12 protein-coding genes are annotated in these 14,038 nt (G+C 53.4%); all 12 read left to right on the top strand.

The window, feature by feature from the left end:
• Positions 1 to 46 precede the first annotated feature (46 nt).
• The 12 genes from M493_RS09335 (at position 47) to M493_RS09285 (ending at position 14,030) form a co-directional block, all read left to right on the top strand.
• Positions 47 to 1,510 (top strand): CoA-acylating methylmalonate-semialdehyde dehydrogenase, encoded by a 1,464-nt coding sequence (locus tag M493_RS09335; protein ID WP_020960077.1) that lies wholly within the window; start codon positions 47 to 49, stop codon positions 1,508 to 1,510.
• A gap of 374 nt (positions 1,511 to 1,884) precedes the next feature.
• A complete protein-coding gene (locus M493_RS18870) occupies positions 1,885 to 1,959 on the top strand; it encodes a hypothetical protein (protein WP_235183469.1) in 75 nt (24 codons plus the stop codon).
• 139 nt (positions 1,960 to 2,098) lie between these two features.
• Complete coding sequence (locus M493_RS09330) at positions 2,099 to 3,550, top strand: PTS mannitol transporter subunit IICB (RefSeq protein WP_020960076.1); 1,452 nt, start codon at positions 2,099 to 2,101, stop codon at positions 3,548 to 3,550.
• Positions 3,551 to 3,552: 2 nt separating this feature from the next.
• On the top strand, positions 3,553 to 3,855 hold the full coding sequence (locus M493_RS09325) for a hypothetical protein (RefSeq protein ID WP_020960075.1): 303 nt from the start codon (positions 3,553 to 3,555) through the stop codon (positions 3,853 to 3,855).
• Positions 3,821 to 5,911 carry a BglG family transcription antiterminator gene (locus M493_RS09320; RefSeq protein WP_023817637.1) on the top strand — a complete coding sequence of 697 codons (2,091 nt, stop codon included), beginning with the start codon at positions 3,821 to 3,823 and terminating at the stop codon, positions 5,909 to 5,911. The genes M493_RS09325 and M493_RS09320 overlap by 35 nt, the downstream gene beginning before the upstream one ends.
• Before the next feature lie 5 nt (positions 5,912 to 5,916).
• Positions 5,917 to 6,360, top strand: coding sequence for a PTS sugar transporter subunit IIA (locus tag M493_RS09315; protein WP_020960073.1), 444 nt, complete (start codon positions 5,917 to 5,919; stop codon positions 6,358 to 6,360).
• Positions 6,360 to 7,523, top strand: a complete 1,164-nt coding sequence (locus M493_RS09310; protein WP_020960072.1) for a mannitol-1-phosphate 5-dehydrogenase — start codon at positions 6,360 to 6,362, stop codon at positions 7,521 to 7,523. The genes M493_RS09315 and M493_RS09310 overlap by 1 nt, the downstream gene beginning before the upstream one ends.
• Positions 7,524 to 7,981: 458 nt before the next feature.
• Complete coding sequence (locus M493_RS09305; RefSeq protein WP_020960071.1) at positions 7,982 to 8,878, top strand: Rpn family recombination-promoting nuclease/putative transposase; 897 nt, start codon at positions 7,982 to 7,984, stop codon at positions 8,876 to 8,878.
• A 379-nt stretch (positions 8,879 to 9,257) separates the two neighbouring features.
• The gene (locus tag M493_RS09300) at positions 9,258 to 10,298 is read left to right on the top strand and encodes a Bug family tripartite tricarboxylate transporter substrate binding protein (RefSeq protein WP_020960069.1); all 1,041 of its coding nucleotides are present in this window, start codon (positions 9,258 to 9,260) and stop codon (positions 10,296 to 10,298) included.
• 55 nt (positions 10,299 to 10,353) lie between these two features.
• The gene (locus M493_RS09295; RefSeq protein WP_020960068.1) at positions 10,354 to 10,809 is read left to right on the top strand and encodes a tripartite tricarboxylate transporter TctB family protein; all 456 of its coding nucleotides are present in this window, start codon (positions 10,354 to 10,356) and stop codon (positions 10,807 to 10,809) included.
• Between the two features lie 13 nt (positions 10,810 to 10,822).
• Positions 10,823 to 12,349 carry a tripartite tricarboxylate transporter permease gene (locus tag M493_RS09290; RefSeq protein ID WP_020960067.1) on the top strand — a complete coding sequence of 509 codons (1,527 nt, stop codon included), beginning with the start codon at positions 10,823 to 10,825 and terminating at the stop codon, positions 12,347 to 12,349.
• Positions 12,350 to 12,419: 70 nt separating this feature from the next.
• Positions 12,420 to 14,030 carry an ATP-binding protein gene (locus tag M493_RS09285; RefSeq protein ID WP_020960066.1) on the top strand — a complete coding sequence of 537 codons (1,611 nt, stop codon included), beginning with the start codon at positions 12,420 to 12,422 and terminating at the stop codon, positions 14,028 to 14,030.
• The last annotated feature ends 8 nt before the right edge of the window (positions 14,031 to 14,038 follow it).

Raw genomic sequence — 14,038 nt, 5'->3', positions numbered from 1 at the left:
TTGGCTACTCTCTTATACTCGATTTTCTAGAAAGGTGGTTTCATTCATGAGTTCTGTCACGGAAACAAAAACGTTGAAAAACTTTATTGGCGGCCAATGGGTCGCGTCCACATCCGGAAAAGAAGAAATTGTGCCGAACCCGGCCACCGGGGAAGTATTGGCGAAAGTGCCGCTTTCCTCGCGCGAGGAGCTTGATGCGGCGGTGGCGGCTGCGAAAGAAGCGTTCCGCGAATGGCGCAAAGTGCCTGTTCCGCGCCGCGCCCGCATTTTGTTCCGCTATCAGCAGCTCCTTGTCGAGCATTGGGAGGAGCTTGCCCGCCTTGTGACGCTTGAAAACGGCAAAGTGTACGAAGACGCATACGGCGAAGTGCAGCGCGGCATTGAATGCGTCGAATTTGCCGCCGGCATCCCGACGCTTATGATGGGCCAACAGCTGCCGGATATCGCAACGGATATCGAATCGGGCATGTACCGCTACCCGCTCGGCGTCGTTGCCGGCATTACGCCGTTTAACTTCCCGATGATGGTGCCGTGCTGGATGTTCCCGCTTGCCATCGCTTGCGGCAATACGTTCGTGTTGAAGCCGTCCGAGCGGACGCCCATGTTGGCCAACCGTCTGGCGGAGCTGTTCACCGAAGCCGGCCTGCCGGCAGGGGTGCTCAACATCGTTCACGGGGCGCATGAAGTCGTTAACGGCATTTTAGAGCATCAAGACATTAAAGCCGTCTCGTTCGTCGGCTCGCAGCCGGTCGCCGAATATGTGTACAAAACGGCCGCCGCTCACGGCAAGCGCGTACAGGCGCTCGCCGGCGCGAAAAACCATTCGATCGTCATGCCGGACGCCGACCTCGACATGGCGGTGATGAACATCATCAACGCCGCGTTCGGTTCGGCGGGCGAGCGGTGCATGGCATGTTCCGTTGTCGTTGCCGTCGGCGATATCGCCGACGAGTTGGTCGAACGGCTGAAACAAGCGGCTGACCGCATCCAAATCGGCAACGGGCTCGACCAAGGCGTCTTTTTAGGCCCGGTCATCCGCGAATCACATAAAGAACGGACGATCAAATACATCGAAATCGGTGAAAAAGAAGGAGCTCTTCTTGTCCGCGACGGCCGCCGCGACTCGGCAACGAGCGGACAAGGATACTTCGTCGGCCCGACGATTTTCGACCATGTCAAACCAGGCATGACGATTTGGACGGATGAAATTTTCGCCCCGGTCCTGTCGGTCGTCCGCGCCCGCGATTTGGACGAAGCGATTGAGATCGCCAACCGCTCGGAATTCGCCAACGGCGCCTGCCTTTACACCGACAGCGCCAAAGCGATCCGCCAGTTCCGCGAAGAAATCGACGCCGGCATGCTCGGTATCAACGTCGCCGTCCCGGCACCGATGGCGTTCTTCCCGTTCTCGGGCTACAAAAACTCGTTCTACGGCGACCTCCACGCCAACGGCCGCGACGGCGTCGAGTTTTACACGAGAAAGAAAATGGTGACGGCGAGATATCAATAGGGAAACAATGAAGCAGCCTGCTCGGACTGGGCTGCTTTGTTGCGTGTTCGCTTGTTTGAATCATTTTCAGATCGGTTAAGGGCGTTTTCTTTTTTGGAGGTCCGCCATCTCGTGTCGGTATTCCGCCAAAAAATGGCCGGGTTCTGACGCGATGTTGGCGGTGAAAAGGAAGGGGACTAGATGTACAATTGAGACCAGTAAGGGTGGAGGCTGAAAAATGATAAAAAAACCCGTGGCGCCAGTTGAGCGCTAGCGTTCAACTAACACCATGGGTTGTCTAAACAATTCTTTTTACGACCTATCGGCACCATTGGAATTTTGATTCTTGGAAAGAAGAATGGGAAAATAACGGAATAAAGCCGCTGTTAGACACTTTGCTTGAACATGGATTTTATCTCTCCGAACGTCTTTATCGAGAGGCTTTGTTGCTAGCGGAAGAAACGCTGTAGCCCCGCCCACCGCGCTGGGCTTTTCCTTTTTAAAACGTGTCAATAGCCCTCTTGACAAAATCGCATTTACTTATCATTGAAGGCCGGTTGTAAGCGTTTTAAGATAAAGATACAGTCAAGCAAAAGGAGGAGCATCTTGATGACGCATACAACCGGAAATGAAACCGATGTCCGCGTGAAGATTCAGCGGTTTGGCAGTTATTTGAGCGGCATGATTATGCCGAATATCGGCGCGTTTATCGCCTGGGGGCTCATTACCGCCCTGTTTATCCCGACCGGCTGGCTGCCGAACGAGACGTTTGCGAAGCTTGTCGGGCCGATGATTACGTATTTGCTGCCGCTGTTGATCGGGTATACGGGCGGCAAAATGATTTATGACGTCCGCGGCGGCGTCGTCGGGGCGACGGCGACGATGGGGGTGGTCGTCGGTTCGGACATCCCGATGTTTTTAGGCGCGATGATCATGGGGCCGCTTGGCGGTTATGTGATCAAAAAAGTGGATGGATTGTTCCAAGGGAAAGTGAAGCAAGGATTTGAGATGCTTGTCAACAACTTTTCAGCCGGAATCGTTGGCGGCGTGTTGACGCTGCTTGCTTTTAAAGGAGTTGGCCCGGTTGTCGTAACAATCAGCCAAACGTTAGCGGCCGGAGTGGAAAAAATCATTGATTGGCACTTGTTGCCGCTGGCGAACTTGTTCATTGAGCCGGCGAAAGTATTGTTTTTGAACAATGCGATCAACCACGGGATTTTAAGCCCGCTCGGCGTCGAACAAGCGGCGGAAACCGGAAAATCGATTTTGTTCTTATTGGAAACGAACCCGGGTCCAGGGTTGGGGATTTTGCTGGCATACTGGCTGTTTGGCAAAGGCATGGCGAAACAATCGGCGCCGGGAGCCGTGATTATTCACTTCTTAGGCGGGATTCATGAAATTTACTTCCCGTACATTCTCATGCGCCCGATCTTGATTTTAGCCGCGATCGCCGGCGGGGTGAGCGGGGTGTTTACGTTCACGGTGTTCCATGCCGGACTGGTGGCGGTGCCGTCGCCGGGAAGCATTTTCGCCTTGCTGGCGATGACGCCAAAAGGAAATTACCTCGGCGTGTTGGCCGGTGTGTTCGTCGCAGCTGCCGTGTCGTTCCTCGTCGCGTCGGTGTTCTTAAAATCGGCGAAACAAAACGAAGAGGAGGAAGACTTGGCGAAAGCGGCAGAAAAAATGCAACAATTAAAAGGGAAACAAAGCCAAGTGGCGGCCGCGCTGCAGCCGCAAGAGGAAGTGGCAGCAGCGGTGGCGGAACAAGCCGTCCCTGTGCGGGTGAAAAAAATTGTCTTTGCGTGTGACGCAGGAATGGGCTCAAGCGCGATGGGCGCCTCGATTTTGCGCAACAAAGTGAAAAAAGCCGGCCTTGACATCGAAGTGACGAACACGGCGATCAACCAGCTGCCGGCCGATGCCGATATCGTCGTCACCCATCAAAACTTAACCGACCGGGCGAAAGCAAAATTGCCGAACGCCTACCACGTATCGGTTGAAAACTTCTTAAACAGCCCGAAATACGACGAGTTGATCGAGCGATTGAAAACGAACGCCTAAGCATGAAACGCAGGGGAACGGCGCGCCCCTGCGTTTTGTTTTACGGTAGCCTGCTGTTTCGGGTCGGTTTTCCGGCCAGCACGGTTTGTTTTGGCGCCGAGAAAGGAACGATGAATGTGAAATTAAAAACTGTCAACAATAACAATGACGAAAATGAAACATCTCTTCATTGTCAAATCAAGAAAAAAGCCCTTACAATAAGAAAGGAAGAACCGGTTGGCCAATTTAAAAACTGTCAACAATACGATCAAAGATGGGAGGTGAACGGCGATGTACGTATCGGCAAGGGAGCGAAAATTGCTTGAGCGTTTGTTGCCAAGCGGCCGTGATTTGACCATCGGCGAGCTGGCCGAAGAGCTGAACGTCAGCGCCCGTACGGTCCACCGCGATTTGCAAGGGCTTGAATCGATGTTGCGCCGTTACAGGCTCGAGCTCGTAAAAAAGGCGGGCGTCGGCATCCGCCTTGTTGGAAAGGAAGAAAACAAACAGGCGTTGGCCGCGGAGCTGCTTCGCCTTTCCCATCATGAATATACACCGGAAGAACGGCAGCTTATGATTTTAATCGCCCTGTTGGAAGCAGCTGAGCCGGTGAAACTTGTCTCGTTGGCGAATGACTTGAACGTGACGGTGGCGACCGTCAGCCTTGATTTGGACAAATTGGAACAAACAGTCGAAGCGTACGGGCTTTCGCTCATCCGCAAACGCGGGTACGGGGTGGAACTGGCCGGTTCGGAATCGGCGAAGCGGCGCCTGATCAGCGATTTGTTGTTCCGCCATGTCAATGAACATGAATTTTTGGCGCTCATGAAAGAGACGATCCAAAGGCGCGCTGACGAACCGCTTGATACGATGGCAGAAAAACTGCTCGAGTTCGTTGACCGGAAAAAGCTCGCCATCATCGAGCGGCAAATTGAGCAAGTGAAAGAAACGATCCCGTTTACGATGGCTGATAGCTCGTACATCGCCTTTGCCGTTCACCTGGCGCTTGCGATCGAACGCATCCAGCGGGGAGAGGCGATCCATTTTGACCCGCATGATTTGCAGGCGCTGCAGGCGACGAAAGAATATGAAATCGCCCGTGTGCTCGCCGAGTCGCTAGAAAAGGTCTTTGGCGTTGCCATCCCCAACGAAGAGGTTGGCTATATGACGATGCACTTAATGGGGGCGAAATGGCGCAGCCGCCAAGGGACGATGATGGAGGAAACAAGCTTGGCTGTCGGCATGAAAGCGCAGCAACTCATCCGCTTTGTCAGCCGCGAACTTGGCGTCGATCTGTCCGCCGACCGCACGCTGTATGAAGATTTGGTCGTCCACTTGAAGCCGGCTCTGTACCGTTTGGAGCACGGGATGGGGGTCTCCAACCCGCTGCTGGCGCAAATTAAGCGGGACTATGCGGAGCTGTTTGCCATCGTTGCAGAAGGGGCGAAGCAGCTGTTTGGCGACGTTCCGATGCCTGAGGAGGAGATCGGTTATTTGGTGCTCCATTTTGCTTCGGCGCTCCTGCGGGAGAAACAAGGGTGGCGGGTGCTCGTCATTTGTTCGAGCGGGCTCGGCACGGCGAAAATTTTGGCGACAAGGCTGAAAAAAGAGATTCCGGACATTGTTTCGCTGGAACAAGCGTCCGTGTTTGAATGGAAGGAGAAAGAGGCAAGCGCGTATGATCTTGTCGTCTCGACCGTGCCGCTGGCCGATGAAGGCGGCCCGTATTTCACCGTCAGCCCGATGTTGACGGAAGAGGAAGCGCGGGCGATTCGTGAATTTTTAGAGCGAAAATCAGCCGTCAGAAAACGGACGGGAAAGGAACCGGCCGCACGGCGAAACCGGCCGGGGCTCGAGGCGATGAAGGCGGTTCGGCGCATCAGCGAGACGATCGTCCACCTGTTGGACGGCTTTTCCCTCGAGGCGGTCACGCATCGTTCGGTTCATGAATTATTGGCCGATGCGTGCCGCCGTTTAGAGCGAAACGGCGTCATCGTCGATGCCAATGTCGTTTTTGAGGAATTGCAGCGGCGGGAGTCGCTTGGCGGGCTTGGCATCCCCGGCACCACGTTGGCGCTGTACCACGCCCGAAGCTTCGCGGTCCTTCGCCCATCGCTCACGATGTACCGGCTTGATGCGCCGCGACCGGTGCCCGGCATGGACGGAGAGCCGATGGAGATCAACACGGTTGTGCTGCTGCTCGGGCCGTCAGATGCCGATGAGGAGATGCTCGCTGTGTTAAGCGAGGTCAGCTCCTTGCTGGTGAAAGATGAGCAAAGCCTTGCCGTTTTGACGCATGGCGGCGAGGAAGAGGTGTATTCACTCGTTAGCGCCCATTTGGAGCAATTTTTTGATCATTACTGGACATCAACGAAGGAGTGAAAAGGATGGCAGCCCATTCGATTTTAACGAAAGAAAACATTGTGCTAAATGCCCAGCCAACAACGAAAGAAGATGCGATCCGTCTTGCCGGCGAAGTGCTCGTTAGGCAAGGATATGTCGACCCGTCGTATATTGACTCCATGCTTGAGCGGGAAGAGTTGACAACCACCTACATCGGCAACAACGTCGCCATTCCGCACGGAACGGAAGCGGCCAAAGCGCTCGTGAAACAGTCCGGCATTTCGATCGTGCAAGTCCCGGACGGCGTCGATTTTGGCGGTGGCAACCTGGCTACGATCGTAATCGGCATTGCCGGCAAAGACGGCGAACATTTGGACATTCTCTCTCAACTTGCGCTTGTGTGTGCGGAAGCGGACAATGTCGCCGCCATGGCGAACGCGAAAACAGAGGAAGACATTCTCGCGCTGCTCCATGAGGTGAACGGCTGATGCGGGCGGTTCATTTTGGCGCCGGCAACATCGGCCGCGGCTTTATCGGCAGCTTGCTGGCGGCATCTAATTATGACGTCGTGTTTGTTGATGTCAACGAACAAATCGTCCGCCTGCTCCAGGAGCGGGGGGAGTATCGGGTCATTGTCGCCGGCTGGCGGCAAGAAGAGCAATGGGTGCGCGGCGTCTCGGCGCTGAACAGCCAAACGGAGCGGGAGCAAGTCATCGCGACGATCGCCGCCGCTGATTTGGTCACGACCGCCGTCGGCCCGCACATTTTGCCGGCCATCGCCCCGGTCATCGCCGCCGGGCTCAAGCAGCGGCTGGCCGCCCGGCAAGCTCCGCTTCATGTCATTGCGTGCGAAAACATGATCGGCGGCACGGAAGCATTGAAAACGCACATTTTTGGGCATCTTTCCGAGGATGAGCAGCGGTTGGCCAATCAATCCGTTGGGTTCCTCAACTGTGCGGTTGACCGCATCGTGCCGAACCAAACGAACGATGATCCGCTGGCGGTGACGGTCGAGCCGTTTTTCGAATGGGCGATTGAAACGCGCAACGTCATCGGCGCTGTTCCGCCCATTCAAGGGGCCCACTTCGTCGCCGACTTAGGCCCGTATATTGAACGGAAGCTGTTTACTGTCAACACCGGCCATGCCCTTGCCGCCTACTTAGGCTACCTCAAGCAATACGAAACCGTGCAAGACGCGATGAAAGACAGCGCCATTCGGGCGGATGTCGAACAGGCGCTCAGCGAATCCGGGGCGGTGTTGGTGAAAAAGCACGGTTGGGAGGCAGATGAGCACCGCGCGTATATCGAGACGACGATCGGGCGATTCATGAATCCGTCGCTGTCCGACGACATCATCCGCGTCGCCCGCTCGCCGATCCGCAAGCTCGGGCCGAACGACCGCCTCGTCGCTCCGGCGACGCAATACAGTGCGCTGTTGGGCAGCGTCCCCGCTGGTCTTGCCAAAGGCATTGCCGCGCTGCTCTTGTTTGATCATCCGGAAGACAGCGAGGCGGCCGAGCTCCAACAAACGATCCGACAACGCGGGGTCGAAGAGGCGCTTCGGCAATATGCCGGGCTCGAAAGTGCTCACCCGCTTGTGGGACCGGTGAAGGAAGAGTACGAAAAAATGGCTGAAAAGAAAAGATCATAACGATGTATGATGGCATACCGTTGTCGTCGACCTCCAATCATGCCAAAACCCCGGGGGATCGACGACAATGTTTTTTGCGTCAAAATCCTACAGCCAACACGGCTGAACGCTATTGACAGAATTTTTGAAACTTGATATTCTGAAAACAGCTTAAAGGGAAAAGCTTGATTCTATGCGCATTCTTTGGGGTTTTTATCGTACCTATGAGGGATTGAAACCAGCAATGACAACGGACAATATTATATTTATGACATTCGCAAGTTTTTATCGTACCTATGAGGGATTGAAACCTTCGTTTCCTTCCATAATCCCACGCACATACATATTGGTTTTTATCGTACCTATGAGGGACTGAAACACTGTGTAGTACGGCACAACTTTTTTTGTCTCCAATGCAGGATTTTCCCCTCCTGCTGGCGAATGGATATAGTTGAACACGTTCAAAGAGGGGTGATGGAATGGCCATTGACCATGACCGGTTGTTCAAAGAACTGATCCAAACGTTTTTCGAAGAGTTTCTTCTCCTCTTTTTCCCCGACATCCACGAGCATATCGATTTCCGCCATTTGTCCTTTTTGTCCGAAGAGCTGTTCACGGATGTGACCGCAGGAGAAAAGTACCGCGTTGATCTGTTGGTCGAGACGAAGCTGAAAGGAGAAGATGGGCTGATCATCGTTCATGTAGAGAATCAAAGCTACGTGCAGCCGTCTTTTCCGGAGCGCATGTTTGTCTATTTCAGCCGTCTGTTTGAAAAATACCGCACCCGCATCGTTCCGATCGCCGTCTTCAGCCATGATGCCCTCCGCGGGGAGCCGTCCGTGTTTTCGATCGAGTTTCCCTTTGGCCAGGTGCTGCAGTTCCGCTTTTTCCCGGTGGAGCTGCGCAAGAAACATTGGCGGGACTACATCCGGCATGACAATCCGATCGCGGCTGCCCTCCTTGGCAAAATGGGGTATACTGAAAGTGAGAAAGTCGAGTTGAAAAAAGAGTTTTTGCGCATGTTGGTGCGATTGGAGCTGGATGAAGCGAGGCAGCGGCTGCTCTTGGGTTTTTTTGAAACATATGTGAAGTTGTCGGAAGAGGAAGAGCAACAACTGCAAAGAGAGGTGAGGGCGATGGAAACGAAAGAAAAAGAGCAAGTGTTGGAGCTGATCATTTCCTATGAGCAAAAGGGAAGAAAACAAGGGTTGGAAGAAGGCATTAAACAAGGAATGAAACAGGGAATGAAACAAGGCATGAAACAAGGAATGAAACAGCTGATCCGTAACATGGCGCGCAAAGGAATGACGGTGGAAGACATTGCTCGGTTGGTGGATCTTCCAGAGAAAGATGTTCGGGGATTGCTTGAAGAGTAGGGAAATCAAACACAAGAGGCGGCCATCTACCGAAGACGGTTGGCGACGACAAAAGCGGCAGATGACATAGTTGATTCGCAAGTGGATAGATTGTAAAAAATGGATGATAGCCCTGTCACATGAAGATGAGGAACGAAAGTCAGAAAGTATGCACCGTATCAACGTTTTATGCACCGTCGGCCTTGAAGGCTGGCGGTCTTTTTTTGCGATGAGACTCCAGCGTTCCGCCAGGTGTCTTGGCCATATTAGGTCATGTTGATGATACGTCCATGAACAAAATGCACAAAATTCATTTTATTTTCAAAAACTTCACACTGATGCGACAGCGTGGTAACGTTATCGATGAAAACGTTATCAAAAAACAAGGGGGCAAGGGAGAATGAAGAAAAAAAGATGGTGGGGGTTGCTAGCCGCCGGGATGATGACGTTCGCGCTGGCAGCCTGTGGCAGCAATGAATCGGCGGGGTCGAAACCGTCCGGCTCCAACTCTGAATCGTCCAGTTCCAATTATCCGACGAAGCCGATTACGATTGTCGCTCCGTCCGGGGCGGGCGGCGGATGGGATTTAACGGCCCGCGCGGTTGCGAAAGTGTTGGATGAGACAGGGCTTGTCAAACAGACCATGACGGTCGAAAACAAACCGGGCGGTGGCGGGGCAGTCTTTATGGCCGAATACGCCACCCAGGATGTGAAAAACGATTATAAGCTGTTTGTCAATTCACCGCCGATTATCATCAACAACCTGAAAAAGGAAGGAAACAGCCCGTTTGGCTACAAAGACACGACACCGCTCGCCCAATTGACGAAAGATTTTGGCGCGATTGTCGTGAAAGCAGATTCCAAATTTCAGTCGTTGACCCAATTGCTTGATGCCATTAAACAGGACCCGAAATCAGTCACGGTAGCCGGGGGATCGGCGCCGGGGTCGATGGATCATTTAATCGGGATTCTGCCGGTTTATAAGTCGGGCATCGATCCAAAATCAGTCAAGTATGTTTCGTACGATGGCGGCGGCGAAGCGCTGGCCGCGTTGCTTGGCGGCAATGCCGATGTGATCGCAACGGATGTGTCCTCGGTTGGGGAGTATTTGAAAGCCGGCAAAGTGCGGGTGCTGGCGGTTTCGGCTCCAGAGCGCCTTGGCGGAGTGCTGAAAGACGTGCCGACGATGAAAGAGCTTGGCATTGATGCCGAGTTTACGATTTGGCGCGGCGTTTTCGGGCCGAAGGAAATGTCTCCGGAAGCAAAAGCGTTTTGGGAAGAGACATTGAAAAAATTGTCTGAGAATGAAAAATGGAAAGAAGAATTGCAAAAACAAGGTTGGGAAGCAGAGTATCGCAATACGGATGAGTTTACGCAATTTTTGCAAGAGCAAGAGCAGCAAATCGGCGACCTGCTGAAATCGCTCGGCATGCATAAATAAACCAAAGGGGGAAGAACGTTCTTCCCCTTTTTCGTAAAGAGCGGAGGGGAGAGGGATGAACAAAACAGCCGACCGGATCGCGGCGGTGGCGTTTTTGGCCGTTGGCGCCTTGTTTATGGTTGAAAGTTTGCGCATATCGAAAAGTGCCTATGGCAGTGCTGTCGGGCCGAACGTATTCCCATTTTTGCTTGGACTTGTGTTGGTTTTACTAAGCATCAAACTGCTGTTTGAGACAAGAAGCTATCCGGATGCGGCAGGTGGGAAGCTGCAACGGCAGTACAAAAAGTTCCTCATCATTTTGGCTGCCGCCATTGTATACGCGGCATTACTAGAAACCGTTGGTTATGTCATCATGACATTTCTCTTTCTTGTGGTTGGATTTCAAACGATGGAAAAAGGATCGCTATGGAAGTCGATCGCGATTGCGGCCGGCTTTTCGCTCGGCGTATACGGCCTTTATGTGAAGCTGCTGCAAGGAACGTTGCCAAGCTGGCCGATTTGGTTCCAATGAAAGGAGGGGCATCATGGACACACTATCGTTTTTGCTTGAGGGGTTTCAAACGGCGCTACAGCCGCACAACTTGTTTTTCGCGTTTTTAGGTGTTTTGATCGGCACGGCGGTCGGCGTGCTTCCCGGAATCGGGCCGATGAGCGGGGTGGCGCTGCTCATTCCGGTGACGGCGTCGATGACATCAGGCTTGAGTCCCGAGCAGGCGGCCGCCAGTTCGATCATTTTGTTGGCAGGCGTGTATTACGGGGCGATGTATGGCGGATCGACGACATCGATCTTGCTCAATACGCCCGGGGAATCGTCGTCCGTTGTGACGACGCTGGACGGTTACCAAATGGCGCGGCAAGGCCGGGCTGGGGCGGCGCTTGCCATTGCGGCGATCGGTTCGTTTGTGGCGGGGATTGTGGCTTTGATTGGGCTTGTGCTGCTGGCCGAACCACTTTCCAATGTGGCGCTCAAGTTTGGCCCGGCGGAATACTTTTCGCTGATGCTGCTTGGGCTCGCCGCGGTAAGCGGCCTTGCGGGCAAGTCAATGACAAAAGCGTGGATGATGACGGTGTTCGGCTTGTTGCTTTCTACGATTGGATTGGACAACGTCTCCGGTGTGGCCCGCTTTACGTACAATATCTCGTACTTGTATGGAGGGCTTGAGTTTTTAACAGTGGCGGTCGGATTGTTTGCACTGGGCGAAGTGTTCAAGGCTATTCTCCATCGGGAAACGAACGAAGGGGAAATTGCCAAAATCGGGCGCATCTTGCCGACGAAAGCGGATTTGAAAGAAAGCGCCGGCCCGATTGCCCGCGGGTCGCTGCTCGGATTTTTCATCGGCGTGCTGCCAGGAGCCGGGGCGACGTTGGCATCGTTTTTCTCCTATATTCTCGAAAAGAAAGTGAGCAAACATCCGGAAAAGTTCGGGCAAGGGACGATCGCCGGCGTGGCGGCGCCGGAGTCGGCGAACAACGGCGCTTCCGGCGGGGCGATGATCCCGCTTTTAACGCTGGGTATTCCGGGATCGGGAACGACGGCCATTTTGATGGGTGCACTCATTATGTACAACGTCCAGCCGGGTCCGTTGTTGTTCGATGAACATCCAGACGTGGCGTGGGGATTAATCGCCAGCATGTTTATCGGGAATGTGATGCTGCTAATTCTCAACATGCCGCTTGTGAAAATATTTGCGAAAATCATCCAAACGCCGACGAAGTATTTGTTGCCGCTCATTATGGCCATTTCCGTGTTCGGGGTGTATGCGGTGCAAGTGACGACGTTTGATGTGTTCCTGCTGTTGGCGTTCGGGTTGTTCGGCTATTGGCTTGCGGAACACGACTATCCGCTTGCGCCGCTTGTGCTGGGGCTTGTGCTGGGGCCGATGATCGAAAACAATATGCGTCGGGCGTTGACGGCATCAAACGGGGACTATCTCGTTTTCTTTGAAAAACCGATTTCGCTCGTCTTGTTGGTCATCGCCTTTTTATGGATTGCCGTGCCATTTATTATGAAATTAAGAGGAAAAACCGTCATCATCAATGAAGATATGTAATAATAGAAGAAAGGCGTCCTGCCTAACAGGCGGGCTGTCTTTCTTTATTTCTGTTTGGGGAGCGAGCCCTATGAAGCTTCAGACGCGGTTGATGGTCATTATTTGTTCATTGCTGCTGCTTGTGATCGTGGTTTTAACGTTTCTGTTTCAACATATGTTCGCTGAGACGCTCAAACAACAAATCGGCATGCGGGCGCTGAATGTGGCGGAAACCGTTGCATCCACTCCGCTCGTGCGCGAAGCGTTCCGTGACCCGAATCCGTCAAAGCGGCTGCAGCCGTTTGCGGAGCACATTCGTCAAAAGACAGGGGCGGAATACGTCGTCATTGGCAACCGCCAAGGAATCCGCTATGCCCACCCGCTTCCTGAGCGGATCGGCAAACCGATGGTGGGGGGCGACAACGGCGAGGTGATAAAAGGCAAGGCGATCATTTCGGAAGCGGTTGGTTCGCTTGGCCCGGCGATCCGTGGAAAAGCGCCGATTTTGGATGAAAACGGCCAGGTGATCGGCATTGTTTCCGTTGGCTTTTTGCTGGAGGATATTCAGCGCACGGTATGGTCGTATAGCCTGAAGATTTTTCTCTTCTCCGTTCTTGCCCTTTTCCTCGGGGCGGCGGGCGCCGTGGCGATCGCCAGGGTGGTGAAAAAATCGATTCATGGCCTTGAACCGGAAGAAATCGGCCGGCTGTATCAAGAAAAACAGGCGATTTTAACAGCGATCCGCGAAGGAATTGTGGCCATCAATCAAGAAGGAACGATTACGATGGTCAATCAAACCGCGCTGAAGCTGCTTGGGTATGAGAATGAACGCGGTGTATTGGGGATGCCTATCTTACCGCTTATTCCCCACTCGAGGTTGCCTGAAGTCATTCGGACGGGGCAGGCGGAATTTGACGATGAAATGCTGTTAGGTGAAGAAACCGTCATTGCGAATCGCATTCCGATCAAAGACAAGCAAGGGCGTGTGATCGGAGCGGTATCGACGTTTCGAAACAAATCGGAATTGTATCGCCTGACCAAAGAGTTATCGCAGCTTCGCAGTTATGCCGATGCCTTGCGCGCGCAAACGCACGAATTTTCCAATAAGCTGTATTTGATCTCCGGCCTTATTCAACTAGAATCGTACGAGGAAGCGCTTGAACTGATTACAAAAGAAACCGACTTGCAACAAAACATCGTCCGGTTTGTGATGAAGGAAATTCCCGATCCGATCATTGGCGGGCTGCTGATCGGCAAGTTCAACCGCGCAAGCGAGCTAAAAATGGTGTTTGAAATTGACCGGGAAAGCAGCTTCCGCGATGTGCCGCCATGGATGGACCGCGACCATCTGGTGACCATTATTGGAAATGTAGTAGATAACGCCATGGAAGCAGCCCTTCATAACGGAAAGGAAGAGAAACGGGTGGCCATTTTTTTGACGGACCTTGGCGACGACTTAATTATTGAGGTGGAAGATAACGGATTAGGCATTGACCCGGATGTGGCGGAACGGATCTACGAGCGCGGCTTTTCAACGAAGGCGGCCGGGGGACGGGGATATGGGCTTGATCTAGTAAACCGGGCGCTGGCGATGCTCGGGGGGCAAATGACGTATCAATCCGAACAAGGAGCAGGCACAGTATTTACCGTCATGATTCCAAAGCGGCCGGTCCATGTCGGCCGGCAGTGCCGCCAAGGCTAGAAGGGGGG

This window comes from Geobacillus genomosp. 3, from assembly GCF_000445995.2.
Classification (GTDB): domain Bacteria; phylum Bacillota; class Bacilli; order Bacillales; family Anoxybacillaceae; genus Geobacillus.
This window is presented reverse-complemented; position numbering and strand designations above follow the sequence as displayed.

Coding starts and splice junctions, on each gene's coding strand:
- M493_RS09330 (WP_020960076.1), top strand. CDS start 2,099: ATGACGCATACAACCGGAAATGAAACCGATGTCCGCGTGAAGATTCAG.
- M493_RS09320 (WP_023817637.1), top strand. CDS start 3,821: ATGTACGTATCGGCAAGGGAGCGAAAATTGCTTGAGCGTTTGTTGCCA.
- M493_RS09335 (WP_020960077.1), top strand. CDS start 47: ATGAGTTCTGTCACGGAAACAAAAACGTTGAAAAACTTTATTGGCGGC.
- M493_RS09305 (WP_020960071.1), top strand. CDS start 7,982: ATGGCCATTGACCATGACCGGTTGTTCAAAGAACTGATCCAAACGTTT.
- M493_RS09310 (WP_020960072.1), top strand. CDS start 6,360: ATGCGGGCGGTTCATTTTGGCGCCGGCAACATCGGCCGCGGCTTTATC.
- M493_RS09285 (WP_020960066.1), top strand. CDS start 12,420: ATGAAGCTTCAGACGCGGTTGATGGTCATTATTTGTTCATTGCTGCTG.
- M493_RS09315 (WP_020960073.1), top strand. CDS start 5,917: ATGGCAGCCCATTCGATTTTAACGAAAGAAAACATTGTGCTAAATGCC.
- M493_RS09300 (WP_020960069.1), top strand. CDS start 9,258: ATGAAGAAAAAAAGATGGTGGGGGTTGCTAGCCGCCGGGATGATGACG.
- M493_RS09325 (WP_020960075.1), top strand. CDS start 3,553: ATGAAACGCAGGGGAACGGCGCGCCCCTGCGTTTTGTTTTACGGTAGC.
- M493_RS09295 (WP_020960068.1), top strand. CDS start 10,354: ATGAACAAAACAGCCGACCGGATCGCGGCGGTGGCGTTTTTGGCCGTT.
- M493_RS09290 (WP_020960067.1), top strand. CDS start 10,823: ATGGACACACTATCGTTTTTGCTTGAGGGGTTTCAAACGGCGCTACAG.